Annotated in this window: 14 protein-coding genes; 9 read left to right on the forward strand and 5 right to left on the reverse strand. The window is 37.5% G+C overall.

Annotation, left to right across the window (positions count from 1 at the left end):
• Nucleotides 1-228: 228 nt before the first annotated feature.
• Entirely contained in the window at nt 229-1,122 is an 894-nt protein-coding gene (locus tag MT391_RS12820; RefSeq protein WP_166372482.1) for a D-hexose-6-phosphate mutarotase, read from the reverse strand.
• Between the two features lie 303 nt (nt 1,123-1,425).
• On the opposite strand from MT391_RS12820, the gene malQ reads away from it, so the two are divergent.
• The 8 genes from malQ (at nt 1,426) to MT391_RS12860 (ending at nt 13,174) form a co-directional block, all read left to right on the forward strand.
• A complete protein-coding gene (malQ, locus tag MT391_RS12825) occupies nt 1,426-3,618 on the forward strand; it encodes a 4-alpha-glucanotransferase (protein WP_499498379.1) in 2,193 nt (730 codons plus the stop codon).
• A 149-nt stretch (nt 3,619-3,767) separates the two neighbouring features.
• A complete protein-coding gene (gene glgB / locus MT391_RS12830; protein WP_499441989.1) occupies nt 3,768-5,981 on the forward strand; it encodes a 1,4-alpha-glucan branching protein GlgB in 2,214 nt (737 codons plus the stop codon).
• Nucleotides 5,982-8,078: a glycogen debranching protein GlgX gene (gene glgX, locus MT391_RS12835; RefSeq protein WP_499441907.1), complete on the forward strand. Its 2,097-nt coding sequence runs from the start codon at nt 5,982-5,984 to the stop codon at nt 8,076-8,078.
• Nucleotides 8,079-8,445: 367 nt separating this feature from the next.
• Nucleotides 8,446-8,730, forward strand: a complete 285-nt coding sequence (locus MT391_RS12840) for a DUF1315 family protein (RefSeq protein WP_166372484.1) — start codon at nt 8,446-8,448, stop codon at nt 8,728-8,730.
• Nucleotides 8,731-8,941: 211 nt separating this feature from the next.
• Nucleotides 8,942-9,517, forward strand: coding sequence for a D-sedoheptulose 7-phosphate isomerase (lpcA, locus tag MT391_RS12845; protein WP_499498381.1), 576 nt, complete (start codon nt 8,942-8,944; stop codon nt 9,515-9,517).
• An 8-nt stretch (nt 9,518-9,525) separates the two neighbouring features.
• Nucleotides 9,526-10,293 (forward strand): class II glutamine amidotransferase, encoded by a 768-nt coding sequence (locus MT391_RS12850; RefSeq protein WP_499498383.1) that lies wholly within the window; start codon nt 9,526-9,528, stop codon nt 10,291-10,293.
• Between the two features lie 204 nt (nt 10,294-10,497).
• Nucleotides 10,498-11,586, forward strand: a complete 1,089-nt coding sequence (locus MT391_RS12855) for a DNA alkylation repair protein (protein ID WP_499498385.1) — start codon at nt 10,498-10,500, stop codon at nt 11,584-11,586.
• 244 nt (nt 11,587-11,830) lie between these two features.
• On the forward strand, nt 11,831-13,174 hold the full coding sequence (locus tag MT391_RS12860; protein WP_499498386.1) for a dicarboxylate/amino acid:cation symporter: 1,344 nt from the start codon (nt 11,831-11,833) through the stop codon (nt 13,172-13,174).
• Nucleotides 13,175-13,289: 115 nt separating this feature from the next.
• Here MT391_RS12860 and cueR read toward each other — a convergent pair whose 3' ends face one another.
• On the reverse strand, nt 13,290-13,676 hold the full coding sequence (gene cueR / locus MT391_RS12865; protein ID WP_166372489.1) for a Cu(I)-responsive transcriptional regulator: 387 nt from the start codon (nt 13,674-13,676) through the stop codon (nt 13,290-13,292).
• A gap of 143 nt (nt 13,677-13,819) precedes the next feature.
• The gene (locus MT391_RS12870; protein WP_499498388.1) at nt 13,820-16,210 is read right to left on the reverse strand and encodes a heavy metal translocating P-type ATPase; all 2,391 of its coding nucleotides are present in this window, start codon (nt 16,208-16,210) and stop codon (nt 13,820-13,822) included.
• A gap of 260 nt (nt 16,211-16,470) precedes the next feature.
• On the opposite strand from MT391_RS12870, the gene dinB reads away from it, so the two are divergent.
• Nucleotides 16,471-17,580, forward strand: coding sequence for a DNA polymerase IV (dinB, locus tag MT391_RS12875; RefSeq protein WP_499498389.1), 1,110 nt, complete (start codon nt 16,471-16,473; stop codon nt 17,578-17,580).
• 125 nt (nt 17,581-17,705) lie between these two features.
• Here the strand turns inward: dinB and MT391_RS12880 are convergent, their stop codons facing one another.
• Nucleotides 17,706-18,302: a MarC family protein gene (locus tag MT391_RS12880; RefSeq protein WP_166372492.1), complete on the reverse strand. Its 597-nt coding sequence runs from the start codon at nt 18,300-18,302 to the stop codon at nt 17,706-17,708.
• 20 nt (nt 18,303-18,322) lie between these two features.
• Complete coding sequence (locus MT391_RS12885) at nt 18,323-19,600, reverse strand: YjiH family protein (RefSeq protein WP_499498406.1); 1,278 nt, start codon at nt 19,598-19,600, stop codon at nt 18,323-18,325.
• Nucleotides 19,601-19,747 lie beyond the last annotated feature (147 nt).

Consider the following 19,747-nt stretch of genomic DNA (forward strand, 5'->3'; position numbering starts at 1 on the left):
AAAGTATTTAATTAAAAATTAGTGTGTTTTTTTGAACTGGTATCACAGTAATTAAATTACACGAGCATATTAAGGGCAATTCTAGAGAAAATAAAGAAAAACCATGATTAAAGTGCGATTTCAATAAGTCAATACCTAACTGTAATAATATGATTACTTTTATTTCACTATATTGGTGCTTTTTATTCTTTTTTTGTTAGTAAATTTCATTTTATGAATAACAGTGCGTTATTTAATCACGGTTTTTAGTGTGTGAGATTGCCCTGATTCAACTAATACACCTTGTTTTGAAGTAATTGCTGATTCAATACACATCATTGTTTGGTAACCATCATCTGGCATATCAGCAAATGCAATTGCACCTTTTATCCACGGATTCCAAACTACCACAGAGTCATTACCGGTGTTAGTCACTATTATTTTACGTTCATTATTTGCGTCATTAACAATAACATCACCTTCGTTGATTGCATAAATTGAATCAATAGGACCATCTATAGGTAATGTTTTTTCTGCATTCTTCTGTTTTCCTTCATCTAAGGAATCAGAATAAGTCGATGCTAAACCATCAATAGTACATTGAGTGATATCAGCAACACATAAGTAAGAGTGCAAAGCACCACCATACTTGAAAGTATCGGTACCGGTATTTTGGGTAATTAGTGACAGTTCAACGTGGTCAGACAAAGAAGCTTTCAACGTTAATGTAAAATCATGATCCCAAATCGCTTTAGTTACTTCATTAGCTGATAGTGTGAATTCAAGGTCAATTGCATCGGATGTCTCATCGATAATTGATACAGCCCACTTGCTGGTACGAGCAAAGCCATGCCCTGGTAATTTTTTGCTAAGGCTTTCTTCGGTATTACCAAACCAAGGCCAACAAACAGGCACACCACCACGAATTGCTTTTTTATCATCAAACAAAGCCGTTTTGCTTAAATAAATAAGCGGTGCTTGCTGTTTTACTTGGAAGTGAATCAAATGTGCGCCATGTAAGGTAAATGCAGCATCAAATTTGGGGTGATTAATAATAATAAACTCAAAGCCTTTACTGTCCACTTGAAGTGAAACCTGTTCAGAGAGAGTTTTTGTTGTGTTAAGTCTCAAATGTGAAATCATTTTTGTTCCCTATGTCATGAATTGTATGAAGTTCAGTTATGTTTTATTCATTCTACTATATTGTTTATTTAAATTAGTGAGCTAAATCATTTGCGAAGCTTGTTAATATAAAAGTGAAACAAATTTTGATATGGTTTTGAAAAGTAAATTATAAACATGCATAAGATTTAATATTTTTAGTAAAATAACTATTTGATTAAGTTATTATCCACTGATGAATTCGTTATAAATTTTATCTATTTTGTTACACATTCATTTTTAATATTAAAATCTAGCGATAAATTAACCATACATAGGTGTTTTATGAATAGTTCTGCATTAGAGTCGTTTATGCAATTAAAAGGGATTGATCCAAATTTTGTTGATGCGTGGGGGGCGCCTGCAACTGTTCTTGATGAAAGTATTAAAAATATTATCAATCATATGGGGTTTGATGCTTCGGATGAGCAAGCACTATCTGCACATTATGAAGAACAAGAAACACAACATTGGTTGAGACTACTCGCTCCTGTATCAGTGCAACAGCAGGCATCGGAATATCAACTTGAGGTGCATCTGCCTATTGATTTTGTTACCGATCCTCTTATTTACAGAATCATCACGGAAGATGGTCAACAAATAGATACAACAATTACTGCAACAGATTTCCCACTATTAGGTAATAAAGATATAGGTGATGTTGAATTTCAACTATATCAAGTTACTTTACCCACTGAGTTAGCCATCGGTTATCATCAACTCAATTTATTGGAACAGGGTAATGATGAACCATTAGCTAATATGGCTTTAATTATTACTCCAAGTGCTTGTTTTACGCCGAAGGCGATGCAAGAAGGTAAAAAACTATGGGGCACGAGTGTTCAACTATATTGTTTGAAAAGTCAAAATAACTGGGGGATTGGTGATTTCTCAGACTTGAAGTCATTATTGACTAAAACAGCACAAAGCGGTGGCGACTTTATCGGCTTAAACCCAATCCATGCGCTTAGCCCTGCACAACCTAACAATGCGAGTCCCTACAGTCCTTCATCACGTAAGTGGTTAAATATCCTTTATACCGATATTCATGCGGTTCCTGAATTTGAACATTGCAAAACGTTAAAAGATAAATTAGCAACCAGTGATTTTCAGCAACAATTAAGTTCGCTGCGAGCGACTGAATGGGTAGATTACGAGAATGTTACTGCATTAAAATTGAGTGCATTACGAGACTTGTTTGCAACCTTAAATGATGGACAATCGGTAAATAATCTACGTTTGCAGGCACTTAATAAGTTTGTAGAAGAAAAGGGCGATTCATTAAAGCAGCAAGCTGCTTTCGATGCTCTACAGTTTAAGTTTTTGGCTGAAAACGAGCAAGCTTGGGGATGGCCTGTATGGCCGGAAGCTTTTCAATCATTCGCTACACCTGAAACCCAACAATGGTGCTTAGAAAATGAAGCTGAAATTTTATTTTGGTGTTATTGCCAATGGCTCACAGAAACGCAATTAGCAGAAGCTGATGAACTTGCAAAATCATTAGGCATGACTCTAGGTATTTATCGTGATCTGGCCGTTGGCGTGAGTAAGAATAGCAGTGAAATATGGGCTAATCATGAACTTTATTATGAAAATATTAGTATTGGTGCGCCACCTGATATTTTAGGTCCTTTAGGTCAAAGTTGGGGGCTACCTCCGCTGTCTCCAGATAAGTTATATGAAACTGGCTATCAACCTTTTATTGAATTACTACAATCAAATATGAGTCATTGTGGCGCATTACGTATTGACCATGTGATGGCTCTATTAAGACTTTGGTGGGTTCCTGAAGGTGCACCTGCTGGTTGTGGTGCTTATATTTATTACAATATTTATGACATGTTAAATTTATTGGCATTAGAAAGTGTGCGTAATCAATGTCTAGTTATTGGTGAAGATTTAGGGACCGTTCCTGATGGTATGGATGAACTACTTAAAGAAGCCGGCGTTTATTCTTATAAAGTGTTTTTCTTTGAGCAAGCTGAAGATGGCGGTTTTCTATCCCCATCCCATTATATTCAACAGGCGATGGCTACGTTATCAACCCATGATATGCCGACAATTAAAGGATATTGGCATTGTGAAGATCTGTATTTAGGAAAAAGTTTAGGTTTATATCCAGACCCCGCTGTGTTGGAAAAGCTATTTCGCGACCGTGTAGAGTGTAAGCAACAGATTCTCGATAGCTTACATGGGCATGGTAGTTTACCTGAAAATTACAACCGAGACGCCAATACTACTGGCATGGATCAAGTATTGAACTTTGCGTTACAAAAACACCTTGCGGCGGGCAGTGCTTCATTGTTAAGTTTGCAGCTAGAAGATTTTTTAGAAATGGATCAACCAGTTAATGTGCCTGGCACAAGCGATGAATATAAAAACTGGCAACGGAAATTATCTAAAAATTTAGACGCTATTTTTGCTGACTCAGCTATTCAGTGCCTATTGAAAGATTTGACAGAAGCAAGATCTAAATAATCAGACATTAGGCTAAATAAACTTCGGATTAGGTATTTAAAATGACTAAAAAAACAACGTCAAAGAAAGTGTCACCAAAGAAATCACCGGTAAAAGCAACATCTGATCAAAAAACAGTTGCTGCAAAAGTGCCTGCAACTATTAAAACGATGCCATTAAAGCATGAACTTTTAGGATCACTTAAGGAAGCGCGATTAGCCAATCCTTTTGAGCAATTAGGGTTAATTAAAAATCCAATTAGTGATGGTTTCTTGTTACGTGCTTGGCTGCCTGATGCGACTTCAGTTTCATTTTCTGCTCTTGATGATAGCGGTATTTCTGGTGAATTATTAAAAGTCTACGAAGATGGTTTATTTGAAATTAACTTACCGCAAGTAACCGATAAATTTGTTTATCAGTTAGATGCTCAATATAAAAGCGGTAGTCATCAATTCATCGACCCCTATCAGTTTCATGAGATTGCATTTGATGGTTTATCTACTTTGCATGAAGCGCCACAAAATGTTTACCATACGTTAGGCGCTCAATTAAAAACAGTGACTGTTGACGGTGTTGAAGTTAGTGGTGTTAGGTTTATTGTATATGCACCCAATGCAAGTAGTGTCAGTCTTATTTCTGCTGAAAATCATTGGGATGGACAGCGTAATCCTATGCAACGCAGTTGGTGCGGGCATTGGGTGTTATTTATTCCTGGTTTAGCTGCTGGTTGTGCTTATAAATTTGAACTCAAAGATGGACTAGGTAATCGTTTACCGCATAAAGCCGATCCAGTTGGTTTTCAAGCTGAATTATATCCTTCTCATTCATCAATTGTGGTTGACCATGATGCTTACCAATGGAATGACGATGCATGGCGTGCTTCGCAGTTAGGTGATAAACGCTACGCTGCCATGAGTATCTATGAAGTGCACTTAGGCTCGTGGAAACGCAAAAATGAAAATGGTCATGAACGCATGCTCACCTATCGTGAATTGGCGTCTGACTTGTTACCTTACTTAGTTGAGATGGGATATACACATTTAGAAGTGTTGCCTATTTCAGAGTTTCCTTTCGACGGCTCGTGGGGATATCAACCGGTAGGTTTATTTGCTGCTACCAGTCGTTTCGGTGATGCAGATGATCTTAAATACTTTATTGACCAATGTCACCAAGCTGGCATCGGCGTTATTGTTGACTGGGTACCTGCACATTTCCCATCAGACCCCCATGGATTAGCACGCTTCGACGGTACTCCACTTTATGAATACGAAGATCCACGTCGTGGTTGGCACCCAGATTGGAACTCTTATATCTATGATTTTGGTCGTGACAATGTGCGTCAATTCTTAGTTGCAAGTGCTTTGATTTGGCTTGATAAATTCCATGTTGATGGATTACGTGTTGATGCCGTTGCCTCTATGTTGTATTGGGATTACTCGCGCGAAGAGGGTGAGTGGGTACCGAATGTTGATGGCGGGAATCATAACTATGAAGCGATCAGCTTATTAAAATGGTTTAACGAAGAAGTTTATAAACAATATCCTCACGCAATGACCATTGCTGAAGAGTCGACAGCTTTCTCTGGTGTTTCAAAGCCTACTTTTGATGGCGGACTTGGATTTGGCTTCAAATGGAATATGGGTTGGATGCACGATACATTAAGTTATATGCAGCAAGATCCTATGTACCGTAAATATCATCACCATGAAATGACTTTTGCGATGGTTTATCACTACAATGAACATTTTGTTTTACCAATATCACACGATGAAGTCGTACATGGTAAGAAAAGTATGTTAGAAAAAATGCCTGGTGATGAATGGCAGGGTGCTGCTAACTTGCGTGCCTATATGGGTTATATGTACGGCCACCCTGGTAAGAAGCTAAACTTTATGGGCGGGGAGATCGCGCAAGCTCGTGAATGGAACCATAACCAAAGTTTAGATTGGGACCTATTATCTTATGATAAACATAAGGGCCAAAAACAACTTATTTGTGACTTGAACCATTTTTATAAAAGTCACAGTGCAATGTATGAATCTGACTATGAGCCACAGGGATTTGCTTGGTTAGACCACAGTGATGGTGAAAATAGCGTTGTTTCGTTTATTCGTTATAACATTGCTAAAACCGAACATGTTATCTGTGTGAGTAACTTCACACCTGTACCGCGTGAGCGTTACCGTCTACCCGTTGATGAAGCCGGCCAGTACGAAGTCGTTTTAAATACTGATAGTGAATATTATTGGGGTAGTAATTACCAAATGGGAGACCAAATGGGTGTCTTTAATAGTGAAGATTACCCTTGGCAGGGTAAAGATCATTCTATTGTGTTAAACTTGCCTCCATTATCGACAGTGTATTTGAAGAAAAAAGGATCGTAAGTGTCAGGAAAAAAAATGGAATTGGCTACACAAATAGATGCTAAAGAGCATCTATTTGTTAGTTTTACGGGGAAGAACTATCCCTTAGGAGCAACCTTAGACAAACAAGGTTGCAACTTCTCAGTGCATTGCCAGGAAGGGAAGCGTGTTGAATTATGTCTATTTGATAAAAATGAAAATCAAATTGATAGTTTTTTTCTCATACCTGCTCATTCACATCTTTGGCATATTTATTTAGAAGGTGTAACGGCCGGGCAGATGTATGGTTACCGTGTCTACGGTGAGTATCAACCTAAAAATGGGCTGTTATTCAATGATAAAAACTTATTAATTGACCCATACACCAAATGCCTAAGTAAAATTCAACACAGTTTTGTGCAATCACAAAGCGATTATAATGATGCCTATGTAGCTAAATCAGTGGTGGTTGATGACCATTTTGATTGGCAGAATGTAGAAAAACCTGCAATAGAAGAACAACATCGTATTTTATACGAAGTGCATACTAAAGGTTTTACTCGAACCAACCCCAATATTCCTTTGCCAATGCGCGGCAAGTATCGAGGTTTATCACACCCTGAAAGCATCAAACATTACCAATCTCTTGGCGTGACCAGTTTACAAATCATGCCGGTGTTTAGTTTTGTCAGTGAACCACGTTTAAAAAAACTAGGGTTGACCAATTATTGGGGATATAACCCAATCAACTTCTTTGCACCTGAAACTCGTTACGCCCAATATGATGCGATTGCTGAGTTCAAAACTATGGTGCGTGAACTTCATGCAGCTAACATTGAAGTTATTTTAGATGTTGTTTTTAATCATACTGCAGAATCAGGTAGTGATGGTTTAATTCTGAGTTTTAAAGGCTTTGATAATAAACAATATTATACCTTTGAAAACAGTAAACTGGGGCTTGATTATCAGCGATACAGTAATCACTCTGGTTGTGGTAATACGGTTAATTTAGATTTTAGTTGGTCATTAAAGATCACTATGGATGCATTACGTTACTGGGTAACAGAAATGCAAGTTGATGGCTTTAGATTTGACTTGGCGGTTACCTTAGCGCGTGAAGCACAAGGCTTTACAGAGCGAAGTGCCTTTTTCAAAGCATTATTACAAGATCCTGTGTTAAGTGATGTAATTTTGATTGCTGAACCTTGGGATATTGGACCGGGCGGATACCGTTTAGGCGCATTCCCTGAACAATGGAAAGAGTGTAACGATCGCTATCGCGATACCATGCGCTCTTTTTGGCGAGGTGATACCGGGATCGTCTCTGAAGTGGCAATGCGTCTTCTAGGGTCACATGACTTCTTTCCAATTGGACTACGTACTAATACCACTAGCGTTAATTATATTTGTTATCACGATGGGTTCACGTTGGATGATATGGTGTCTTTTCAAGACCGTCATAACCAAGACAATGGTGAAAACAATCGAGATGGTCATGGCCATAACCTATCAGCTAATTATGGCTGTGAAGGGCCAACTAAAGATGCGCGTATCAACACATTAAGACAGCAACAAAAACGTAATATGATTGCGACATTATTTTTATCTCAAGGCACACCGCATTTTCTATCCGGTGACGAGATGGGTAATCATCAATCTGGTAACAATAATGCTTATTGTCAAGATAACCAAATTAGTTGGATTAACTGGGACCAAAGTAAAGCAGATTTAGCCTTATTTAAATTCACTTCTCAATTGATCGCGTTACGTAAAAGCTCTCGTTTATTTGGTGATTTGATATTAAATGACGATGAGTTAGTGAGTGATCAAGTGCAATGGTATCATCCAGATGGTTATGTGATGGGACAGTCTGATTGGCATGCCTCTAACTCACAAGCTCTTGCTGTAGAGTTAAAAGAAGCGGATCCTGCTGGTGAACATTGGCATTTAATCTTGAATGCATCAACTTATCAAATTGCTTGTCAACTTCCTGAGTTACCTGACAATAAAGATTGGTATGAAGTAATGGATACTAACTGTCCTAGCGGAGAGTTGATTGAAGATCCTAAAAAAGTAGTCAGTCCTGTATTTGCAAAAGCACACTCTATTTTATTATTTAAAGCTAAATTAAGAGATTAATAGCTAAAAAATAAAGTCTTCTTATGCGAATATAAAACTTATAAAAACGCCTTAAACATTTTTTATCTTAATTATTGTTAATAATAGATAACTAAAAGTTTAAGGCGTTTTTGATGGTGATAAATCGTATTCGCTTCATTGAATATAAGTCCCCGCAAGATATCCACCTTTCAGCTTATCCCTTGTATTATGTTTTAGGTTTGTCCATTGTTCAAAACCCTTTTGTTATGATTCTCATTCAACTGCTGTTTGTTATAAAAAGCCGATCTATGGCAAAAATATTCATGCTTGCGCAATCATCACTAGATAATTTTAAGTAAATAAATATACTTGCTTCACATTACTAAACTAGTTACGGGTAAAGTCTGTGTCAAATATCAATGAGTATGCAAAAAATATATCTTCAGAGCTTTATGAAAAGCTAAAAACAGCCGTAGAAACAGGGAAATGGTTAGATGGTGCGCCACTTACCGAGGAGCAAAAAGCACACTCGCTACAGTTGGTGATGGCTTACCAAAAAGAGTTTAATGTTGAGCCAGACCATTTCACCATTGCTCAAAATGGTGAAATTTATATGGAATCAAAAAAAGTATTAAAAAATCAATTTGCAAAAACAGCTGAAACTGACGAAGTACATTTAATTAATTTATAGCCATTCGTCATTTTAAGCTAAGAATAAACTTCTCGCGTCGGCTGAAGTTGTAGATTTTCCTTGCTGACTTTACATCTCACAGTATCATGGAGAAATACGAGCGCTCACTCGTAAGTTGAACAATATAAGTTAATAAATATAAATTAATAAAATATTGATGGTTACGTTTTCTGAGCTGATGATTATCAATCAATCCAATTAAGTAGGTACTATGAATTTATCGATTATTAAAGATGAGCTACAAGAAGCTCAACAGGTGTTAACCGCATTTCTATCGGAACAACAAAACTTACAAAATATTGAAGATGCGGCTTCATTATTAGCTGATGCTTTTAAAAATGATGGCAAAGTATTAGCCTGTGGTAATGGCGGCTCTCATTGTGATGCCATGCATTTTGCGGAAGAGTTAACGGGACGTTACCGTGAACATCGCCCATCATACCCAGCGATTGCAATTTCAGATGCTAGTCATATTTCCTGTGTAGGCAATGACTATGGTTTTGAACAAATATTTGCGCGCTATTTAGAGGGTGTTGGACGTGCTGGGGATGTCTTATTCTGTTTATCGACCAGTGGCAACTCGACTAATATTCTAAAGGCCATTGACGTTGCAAAAAGTAAAGGCATTAAAGTGATCGCATTAACCGGTAAAAACGGTGGTAAAATGGCGGGTCTTGCGGATGTAGAAATTCGAGTGCCACACTTTGGTTATGCTGATCGTATTCAAGAAATACATATTAAGATCATTCATATTTTGATCTATTTAATTGAAAAGAAAATGGCTTAGGTTAAACAATGTGTGAATTATTAGGCATGAGTGCCAATGTCCCAACTGATATCTGTTTTAGCTTTAGTGGGTTAGTGAAACGAGGCGGTGCAACCGGACCTCATAAAGATGGGTGGGGAATCACCTTTTATGAAGGCAAAGGCTGTCGTAGTTTTAAAGATCCAAATCCTAGCTGTGACTCTAAAATTGCAGAGCTTGTTAAAAAATATCCAATTAAAAGTAAATCGGTGATCAGCCATATCCGTCAAGCAAATCGAGGTGGTGTTAATTTAGAGAATACACATCCTTTTATTCGTGAGCTATGGGGACGTAATTGGACTTATGCTCATAATGGACAACTTACTGGATACGAAAGCTTAGAAATGGGGCACGCTTGCCCTGTTGGAGAAACTGACAGTGAACGTGCCTTTTGTTGGATTTTGCACAAGCTACATCAAGACTTCCCTGAACAACCGACTGATATGCGATTAATCTTTAAAAAAATAGCCAGTTATGCAGATCAATTAAGATCATTAGGTGTTTTTAATATGTTGCTGAGCGATGGTCAGTACGTGATGTGCTATTGCACTAATAATTTACACTGGATAACACGACGTGCTCCTTTTGGTAAAGCACAGTTAATCGATGAAGACATGATTGTTGATTTTCAAGAGGAAACTTCTGATAGTGATATTGTTACTGTGATTGCAACGCGGCCGCTCACTAAAGATGAAGCCTGGAACAAGATGGAAACAGGACAGTTCTGTGTTTTCCATTTTGGTGAGTTAATTTTGTAATCAGTAATCAGTAATCAGTATGAGGTCATAGATGTGAATAAATTGGCCTCGTTCTCATTCCCGCACCATCTCTATTATTTATGCCACTAAACTGTTGAACATCCAATCTAAGAAATTGCACTTATTATGCTAATCTAGGACCAACTTAACATCCAACCGATTAAACAACCAATTAAACAACTAACTAAATAAAATAGGAACAACATGGCTGCTTTATTAAAAGATGTCTATAACCCAGATTATATTTCGCACCTTGCTGATGTTGTTGAAAAAGGTTATCCATCATTACAAAAAAGCCAATTTATCAAAGCGGTGTTTAACGAAGAATGGGCAGATAAAGAGCTTAAAGCGCGGACTTTACACCTTGCGCATCAATTAAACCTGTTTATTGATCTCGACTACTTACAAACCTTAGCGATTATTAAAAAAATAGCGCCCCATTTTACAAGTTACGAAGGTATGTTTATTCCTGCTTTTGTGGAATGCTATGGATTGCATGAATTTTCAGCGTCTATTGAGGCTCTCTCTTATATAACCCAGTTTGCCAGTGCGGAGTTTGCGGTACGGCCTTTTATTGTTGAATACCCGCAACAGATGCAAGCGGTGTTATTAACATGGTGTAATAGTGATGATAGTCATATACGTCGTTTAGCGTCGGAAGGGTGCCGACCTCGATTACCTTGGGCAATGGCTTTACCTGAATTCAAAAAAGATCCCAACTTCATCTTGCCTATTTTAGAGGCATTAAAAAATGATGATAGTGAATATGTACGACGAAGTGTGGCTAATAATCTCAATGATATTGCCAAGGACCACCCTTTGATTGTGGTTAACTTAGCACAACAGTGGTTAGCTGAAAGTAAAACTACAGAGACAAAACGTTTAATAAAACACGCATGTCGAAGCTTATTAAAGCAAGCCCACCCAACTGCATTGTCGTTATTTGGTTTTTTACCACCAGAACATATCGAAGTAGTTAATTTTAAGGCAGACAAAGCAGTGTCGATGGGGGAGGTTTTTACTTTCTCTTGTCATCTGGTCCATCAAAAATCCTTGCCCTTGAATAAATTAAGAATCGAATTTGCCATTGATTTTATGAAAAAAAATGGACAACAAGCCCGTAAGATATTCCAACTCTCGGAGGCGGTTATTAATAAAGATAACAAGCTAATTAATAAATCATTCAGTTTTAAAAATATCTCTACAAGACAATATTACAGTGGCCAACATAGTGTTGCTATCCTAGTTAATGGTGTTCAATTGGCTGATATTGATTTTATGTTAGAAGATTAAAAAGTATTAAAATGTCGTCATTTCTGTAGAATTGTGATCTATACCCATTACCATTCAAGTTGCAAAATTCAACAAACTGCTTAGGTCGTAATTATGTGCTTAAACTACATTTATTTTGCGAACCTATGAGTAGTTAATTTGCCTTGCGTGTGTACTTAACGATGAGGTATAGATTGAAGCCTAATGTTTAATTTTTAATGTTTTGAAAAGTAAAGGATTACGTAATGAAAAGCAGGGAAGTAATATGACCATAACACCTTCAGTAAATCCCGCAGTAACACCAACAACAAGCAAAAATAAAATGTCATTAACTAAGCGTGTATTGTTAGGAATGGGCTTAGGTATTTTGGTCGGATTTTTGATCCGCAGTCTATTAGCTGATGTTGTATTTGTTCAAGATTATATTGTAAACGGTATCTTTTATGTTGGCGGTAAAGTTTTTATCGCTACGCTTAAAATGCTCGTAGTGCCATTGATTTTTGTGTCATTAGTGTGTGGAACAAGTAGTTTAAAAGACCTTTCTACATTAGGTCGTTTAGGTGGAAAAACCTTAGCATTTTATATAGTCACGACGGCTATCGCGATAACACTTGCTATATTGATGGCTAATATTTTTGAACCTGGCGTAGGTGTCGATCTAGCGCAGGCAACCAGCTATTCCACTAAAGACGCGCCATCGTTGGGAGACGTTATTATTAACATGTTTCCAACCAATCCTATTAGCTCTATGGCTGAAGGTAATACATTGCAAATTATTGTATTTTCAATTTTGTTCGGTATTGCTATTAGTGTTTCAGGCCCAGAGGGCGAGCGCATTGCAAGCTTATTTTATGACTTCAACAAAGTGATTATGAAGTTAGTTGTTATGTTGATGAACATCGCGCCTTACGGGGTGTTTTTCTTAATGGCAAAACTATTTAGCGAAATTGGATTAGAAGCCATATTCAATTTAATCAATTACTTCTTAGTATTAAGTGCTACCTTGTTACTGCATGCTTTTGTGACCTATAGTATTTTCTTTAAAACATTCACTGGTTTAAATCCAATCACGTTTTTCAAAAAGATGGAAACTTCGATCACTTTTGCTTTTTCAACAGCTTCATCAAATGCAACTATTCCTGTGACCCTAGAAACAGCAACCAAGCGTCTAGGGGTTAATAATAAAGTTGCCTCATTTACCATTCCACTGGGTGCCACCATTAATATGGATGGGACTGCCATCATGCACGGTGTTGCCACCGTCTTTATTGCACAGGCTTTTAATATTCACTTAAGTCTTTCAGATTATGGGGCTGTTATTCTGACCGCGACTTTAGCCTCAGTAGGCACCGCAGGTGTACCTGGTGTCGGTTTAATAATGCTCGCTATGGTACTGAATCAAGTGGGGTTGCCAGTTGAAGGTATCGCCATGATCCTTGGGGTTGATAGATTGTTGGATATGATCCGCACTGCCGTTAACATTACTGGTGACAGTGTGGTCACCTGTATTGTTGCGAAGTCAGAAGGGGAGATGGACATTGATGTATTTAACGACCCGAATGCAGGTGCTATCGATGAATCAGTACCATTAGGCGAAACCAAGCAATAACAGAGCTGGTGGCTTGTTACATTGGTTTAAAAACCCAGTTTGAACTGGGTTTTTTATGCTATTAACTTTTAGTACAAGCCTAGATGGCAATAGGATCAATACAAGCTGAAAAGGTTTAACTAAATGCGTCGATAATACTGCATTGCGAATGTTGATCGCCGTGACACTGTTGTGTGATCTTGGTTAATTGATTAACAATCGCTTGCTGCTGTTGAATACGCATCTCGATTTCCTTAATTTTCTCTAAGGCAATCTTTTTTACATCTGCGCTACTTCTGTTTTCATCCTCACCGAGTACTAATAATGCTTTACACTCTTTTAGATTAAACCCTGCCAACTTAGTTTTATGGATAAAATGTAGTTGTTTTAATATTTTTGGAGTGTAAAAACGATAATCATTTTCTCCCCTTGGCGGTGTGCTAATCAAACCAATAGATTCATAATGACGAATCGATTTGACTGACAACCCCGTTTCTTTTGCTGCTTGGCTGATTGAATACATAGCGGCTCCTACCTGTCGCAGTGTGTTAAAGTCATACGTTATAAGATTATGATTTACAGACTCATAATTTATAAGCTCATAATTTATAAGATCGTTGTTTAGTGTCACTATTACACATTAACGTGCAACAGTGATCTCTATACTTATTTATCAATGTCGATTTTAATGCGTTTTAACAATAAAGAATTACTTAACACCGTTAAACTTGATGCTGTCATCGCAATGGCCGCTAGGGTAGGGTTTAAATAACCAAAAGCAGCCGCTGGAATAGCTAAACTATTAAAGATAAATGCCCAGAATAAGTTTTGACGAATGGTTGACCAAGTACTGCGTGATATTTTAATCGCCACGGCAATCAAACGAGGATCATCGCGCATTAATGTCATTGATGCTGTTTGTTTGGCAACATCACTGCCTCCACCCATTGCTATACTGACGTCTGCTTTTGCTAATGCAGGCGCATCATTAACACCATCACCTACCATGGCAACCAGTGATTGTTGTTGTAATGTCGAGAGCTGTTGCAGTTTTTGTTCAGGCGTTTGCTCAGCAAAGTAACTTTTTATACCCAGCTTCTTGCTCATCGACTGCACTACATTTTCCTTATCTCCACTGATAAGTGTGGTTGCTAAACCTAATTCATGTAAGTCTGAAATAGCTTGTTGGCTTTCAGCACGCACTTGATCTTCAATAGTAAAATAGCCGATCAGATATTGTTGATAACAAACATAAATAATATTATCTGTTGAGTCTGGCTTAACACCATGGATAGCAAGTTGCTGTATTAAATCGATATCAAATCGCGCTAATATCTTAGCATTACCTGCAATCACGACTTGGTTATTAAAATGACCTTGAATGCCTTCACCATGGATACTACGAATGTCATTCACGTCCATTGCTTGTACATCAAGTGTTTGACAATATGCACTGACCGCTTTGGCTATCGGGTGCTTGCTTGCCTGTTGTAAACCCAATAATAACGGCAAAAAGTCTTTATCAAAGGCAGTAATATTATTTAAACTAACTTGCCCTTTAGTTAAAGTACCTGTTTTATCAAAGGCAATATGAGTTAGTTTATGTGCAAGCTGTAACGTATTAATATCTTTTATTAAAATACCTTTTTGTGCCGCTAAGCCGGTACCCACTACCATAGCCGTTGGTGTCGCTAAACCTAACGCACAGGGACAGGCGATCACTAATACCGCAACACTGTGGATTAATGCCTGTTCAAAATCACCATTATATAACCACCATGCACTAAACGTGACCAGCGCAATGGCTAATACAATCGGTACAAAAATAGCACTTATTCTATCAACCAACTGTAATATAGGCGCTTTACTCATTTGCGCTGACTCAACTAATTGGATAATCTGATACAATTTAGTTTGTTCTTTAACAGCGGTGCTTTTCATTAATAAAACACCATCGCCATTAATGGTACCGGCAAAGGCCGTATCTTTTACTTGCTTGAGTATTGGTTTACTTTCACCGGTTAATAACGACTCATCAATATAACTGCTTCCTTCTAAAATAATCCCATCAACAGGTACTTTATCACCGGCAGCGATTTGTATTAGATCGTTCACTTGCACTTGATCAATCAGCACACGTTTAAATTCTTTGCCTTTTTTGACTAAAGCATCAACAGCTTGTAATTTACTAAGTGCACTCACGGCTTTTGAGCTAGCTTGTTTAGCCTGAAACTCCAAAAACTTCCCTAAACGGATCAATACGATCACTAAACTACTGCTTTCAAAATAAAGATGCCCAGCATGTCCTGTTAATATCATATACAGGCTAAAAAAGTAGGCGGCAGAGGTGCCTAACACCACTAGCACATCCATATTTGCTGAACGTCCTTTAATGCTTCTCCATGCTCCTTTATAGAAACGAGCGCCGACAATAAATTGCAAAGGGGTCGCCAAGGCAAACTCTAACCAAGGGGATAATAGCGGGGCATCATTAAATAGCATACTCACCATGGCCAACCAAAATGGCAAGCTTAGTAATAGCGCAATAGCTAAACCGAGTTTTTCATGTAACTGTTTTTTATCTTCTTTTTGTTGTTTCGCTAATTGTTGTTGCTGTGAGTTTAGTGCTTTTTTTTGTGTTAATGGGTAGGGACTTAAATCGACAAGTTCACTAATGAATGTGTCGTTGACAAAGCTGGCTAGGGTTTCAATATACACAGTCTGCGTTGCAAAATTAGCTTTAACATCAACAACTAATGGATGTTTTTTTAAGGCTGTAACCGTTGATTCAACACAGCTTGAGCAAGACCACTCAGCTTCAAAAATAACTTGTTGATGATCCGTTTGATAGCCTTTTTGCTCTAAAATAGTCATAATTTGTGGCGCAAGCGGGGCATTTAATAGCGACTTATTGACGTCTAAACTTGCTTTTTCTAGTGTGATATTTACATTCGCCTCTATGCCATCAAGAGTATTAAAGGCAGCACTTAGCTTACTCGCACAACTTGCACAATTCATACCATAGACAGGGAATGTTATTTGTTGCGTTGTTGTCATATCAGTTATCTCCTGCTTATTGTTTATCCAGTAATAGGGTGTTTATAAAAGACTAAAAAGCCTTACAGTATCGTTTCGATTAATAAAGCATAACCCTTACCCTTAGGGTGATGTCAAACCTAATTAAGACATTTTATTAACACTTGTAATTTTTGCATATTTCAATATCATCAACTGGATATAAAAACAGTTGATTTAACTATATAATTTAACTATATCTAATCGTTTATCACATCATTCTATTTAAGGTTTGTCATGATATGAGTAAAGATACTCGCTATCCGAATACAGAGGCTAATGTTAAAACACCTTTGCAGCGTAAAATAGTACATATCGATATGGACTCATTTTTTGCCTCGGTAGAAATGCGTGATCAACCAAGTTATAAAGATATACCGCTTGCTGTTGGAGGAAGTACTTCACAGCGAGGGGTGATCAGTACTTGTAACTATAATGCGCGACAATATGGTGTTCATTCGGCCATGCCAACTTCTCAGGCTTTGAAGTTATGCCCGCAATTAACTGTGGTACCTGGTCGAATGCACGTTTATAAAGCCGTTTCGAAACAGATAAGAGCTATTTTTGAACGCTATACCCACCTTATAGAACCGTTATCGTTAGATGAGGCATTCCTTGATGTTACAGAATGCCGACAATTACATGGTTCGGCCACATTAATAGCTGAAGCCATTAGGAATGATATACGCAATGAATTAAATCTGACTGCTTCAGCGGGCGTTGCTCCCATCAAGTTTCTGGCCAAGGTCGCTTCTGATCTGAATAAACCAGATGGCCAATGTGTTATTCCACCGGATCAAGTTCAAGGTGTCATCGATACACTACCTCTTGAGAAAATACCGGGCGTGGGTAAAGTCAGTTTAAAAAAACTTCATCAGGAAAACTTTTACCTTTGTGAAGATATTAAAAATACTGATTATCGTGAATTACTTAGAAAATTTGGTCGCATGGGATTATCATTATGGAATTACAGCCATGGCATTGATGAACGGGAAGTGATCACTGAACGAGAGCGAAAATCGGTTGGAGTAGAACGAACATTTTCAAGCAATATTTCAACTTTTGATGAATGTTGGCAGTTCATTGAACAGCACCTTTATCATGAATTGGATAAACGATTAGAACGAGCTTCCCCTTCTAAAAAAATTACCAAACAGAGCATTAAAATTAAGTTTGCTGATTTTCAATTAACAACCATAGAACATGGGCAAAAGCAGCTAAATTTATCGCATTTTCGCGAGTTACTACAGGAAATTCTACAACGACAACAGGGCAGGGAGATAAGGTTACTTGGTCTCAGTGTCATGTTAAAACCTGAAGTACAAGAAAAGCAGCTTAATTTAGATTTATAAAGTATTGAAGAGTGCTAATTACCCATTGCTGTTTTTAGCATACAAAAAATAAACAAAGCATCGAAAGATAAGAAGGTACTAAAAATTAGCAAGGTGTAAAAATAGTTATGCCTTGCCAATTATTATCACATCGAGATGTTACGAATACCTTCATAAATAAATTGAATCGCTAACGCAGCGAGGATCACGCCTAAAAAACGTCGTAAGATTTCATCACCGGTTTTACCAATGACTTTTTTTAAGTACTTTGATGTGACCATCGCGAACAAGGTTATTACTAAAACACTGATGATGGCGGCGCTAACCGAGACCACTGAATTACCTTCTGTATTTTGAGAAAATAATAAAATAGCTAAAGTTAAGGTACCTGGCCCTGCTAATAAGGGAATCGACATTGGAAACACTGAAATATCCGCGTCTTTTTCAGTCTTAGCAAATTTTAACTCCTGTGTGATCATCATAAAGGCGGTATAGAAAAGTAATAAACCGCCGGAAATGCGTAAGGAGTTAATATTAATGCCAAGGTGATAAAACAATGCCTCGCCGTAATTGCCAAATAAAATGAGCGTTACACCACTTATTAAAACTGACTTTATGGCCATTAAGTTACGGTATTTTTGATCACTGCCAGAAGTCAGTGAGTTAAAAATAAGCGCCGAACCAATGGGATCAATAATAACCAATAAACCGGTCATAGCATGCAAGTATAGTGTAATGTCCATTTTATTATCTCAGTACTACTTTAAAATATAAGGTGTGCTATTCCAGCAATCACAGGCAAAGTCACCAGAGTACGAAGAATAAAAATGATAAATAATTCAACAATATTAATCGGTATTTTACTGCCTATTAATAACGCACCGACTTCACTCATATAGATTAATTGAGTCACAGACATTGCAGCAATGATGAAACGGGTCATATCAGATTCGATAGAAGCCGCTAGAATCGATGGAATAAACATATCAGCAAAACCGACCACAATAGTGGTTGATGCTTGTTCAGCTTCTGGAATGTGTAATAGTTCAAGTAGTGGAATAAATGGCATACCTAAATAGTTAAAGATAGGCGTATATTCAGCAATAACCAAAGCTACCGTACCAATCGCCATGATCACTGGGATCACACCAAAGACCATATCAATAACATTTTTTAAACCATCTACTATTGTATGTTTAATTCCTTTTGAATGTTCAGCTCGCTCTAATGCTTGATGTAATCCCCAAGATAAAACATGGTGACCTTCAGGCGTTTTTTCATCATTTTCGTGACGTGAAGAACCATCAATATAAGTGTCTTTTTTAAAGCATAAAGGCGGTAATTTAGGCACTACGATAGCAGCAACTAAACCAGCAGCACATACAGAGAGGTAAAAAGGTAAAAATAAGTACTCTAATTTAACTTGTGCAATCACCACCAATGAAAAGGTAATGGATACAGCAGAGAACGTTGTACCAATAACAGCAGCTTCACGTTGCGTATAAAAACGTGATTCATATTGTTTACTGGTTAATAGAATACCAACACTGCCGTCACCTAACCAAGATGCCATACAGTCAATGGCACTACGGCCAGGTAAGTTAAATACAGGACGCATAATCTTGGTTAATAAGGTACCAAATAATTCTAACAAACCAAAATTAAGCAATAAAGGTAGTAACAAACCAGCAAAGATAAATACACAAAGTAAAATAGGTAATAGGTCGTTCAACACTAAGGCACCTGTATTACCTGAGTTGATCATTTCTGGGCCAACTTGCCAATAGGTTAGAGTGATAAAAATCGCGCCTAATACGCGTACCAACAACCAAGCAGGGCTGACGTTTAATAATCCATTCAAAAATTCATTATTTACTAAAAAAGCAGGTTTAATAAATTTACATAATAAACTTAAAACCGCAGTAGTAAGCACCACTAAGGTTACGATCAATGTGGCAGAATCTCCTAGAAATGCTTGTAGGGCTTTGGAGATAATAGCGATCGGGATAGTTAACGAATTATCGTAATTAATAGGCGTCATAAATAATAATAAGCCAATTAAAGAGGGAATAATAAACGTCAAAATCGTCGCGAACGTAAATGATTTTTTTTCTGTCACACTGTCTACCTTTGTTAAGTTTATTAGCATTAAAAGCTAAGTTTAATAGCGCAATCACGCGCAAGGCGG

It is taken from the genome of Vibrio sp. 1-Bac 57, from assembly GCF_037546855.1.
Classification (GTDB): domain Bacteria; phylum Pseudomonadota; class Gammaproteobacteria; order Enterobacterales; family Psychromonadaceae; genus Psychromonas.

Bases quoted from the DNA above. Each gene is read 5' to 3' on its own strand.
- malQ (WP_499498379.1), top strand. From the start codon at position 1,426: ATGAATAGTTCTGCATTAGAGTCGTTTATGCAATTAAAAGGGATTGAT.
- MT391_RS12860 (WP_499498386.1), top strand. From the start codon at position 11,831: ATGACCATAACACCTTCAGTAAATCCCGCAGTAACACCAACAACAAGC.
- lpcA (WP_499498381.1), top strand. From the start codon at position 8,942: ATGAATTTATCGATTATTAAAGATGAGCTACAAGAAGCTCAACAGGTG.
- dinB (WP_499498389.1), top strand. From the start codon at position 16,471: ATGAGTAAAGATACTCGCTATCCGAATACAGAGGCTAATGTTAAAACA.
- MT391_RS12850 (WP_499498383.1), top strand. From the start codon at position 9,526: ATGTGTGAATTATTAGGCATGAGTGCCAATGTCCCAACTGATATCTGT.
- MT391_RS12870 (WP_499498388.1), bottom strand. From the start codon at position 16,210: ATGACAACAACGCAACAAATAACATTCCCTGTCTATGGTATGAATTGT.
- MT391_RS12855 (WP_499498385.1), top strand. From the start codon at position 10,498: ATGGCTGCTTTATTAAAAGATGTCTATAACCCAGATTATATTTCGCAC.
- MT391_RS12820 (WP_166372482.1), bottom strand. From the start codon at position 1,122: ATGATTTCACATTTGAGACTTAACACAACAAAAACTCTCTCTGAACAG.
- MT391_RS12880 (WP_166372492.1), bottom strand. From the start codon at position 18,302: ATGGACATTACACTATACTTGCATGCTATGACCGGTTTATTGGTTATT.
- glgB (WP_499441989.1), top strand. From the start codon at position 3,768: ATGCCATTAAAGCATGAACTTTTAGGATCACTTAAGGAAGCGCGATTA.
- cueR (WP_166372489.1), bottom strand. From the start codon at position 13,676: ATGTATTCAATCAGCCAAGCAGCAAAAGAAACGGGGTTGTCAGTCAAA.
- MT391_RS12885 (WP_499498406.1), bottom strand. From the start codon at position 19,600: ATGACGCCTATTAATTACGATAATTCGTTAACTATCCCGATCGCTATT.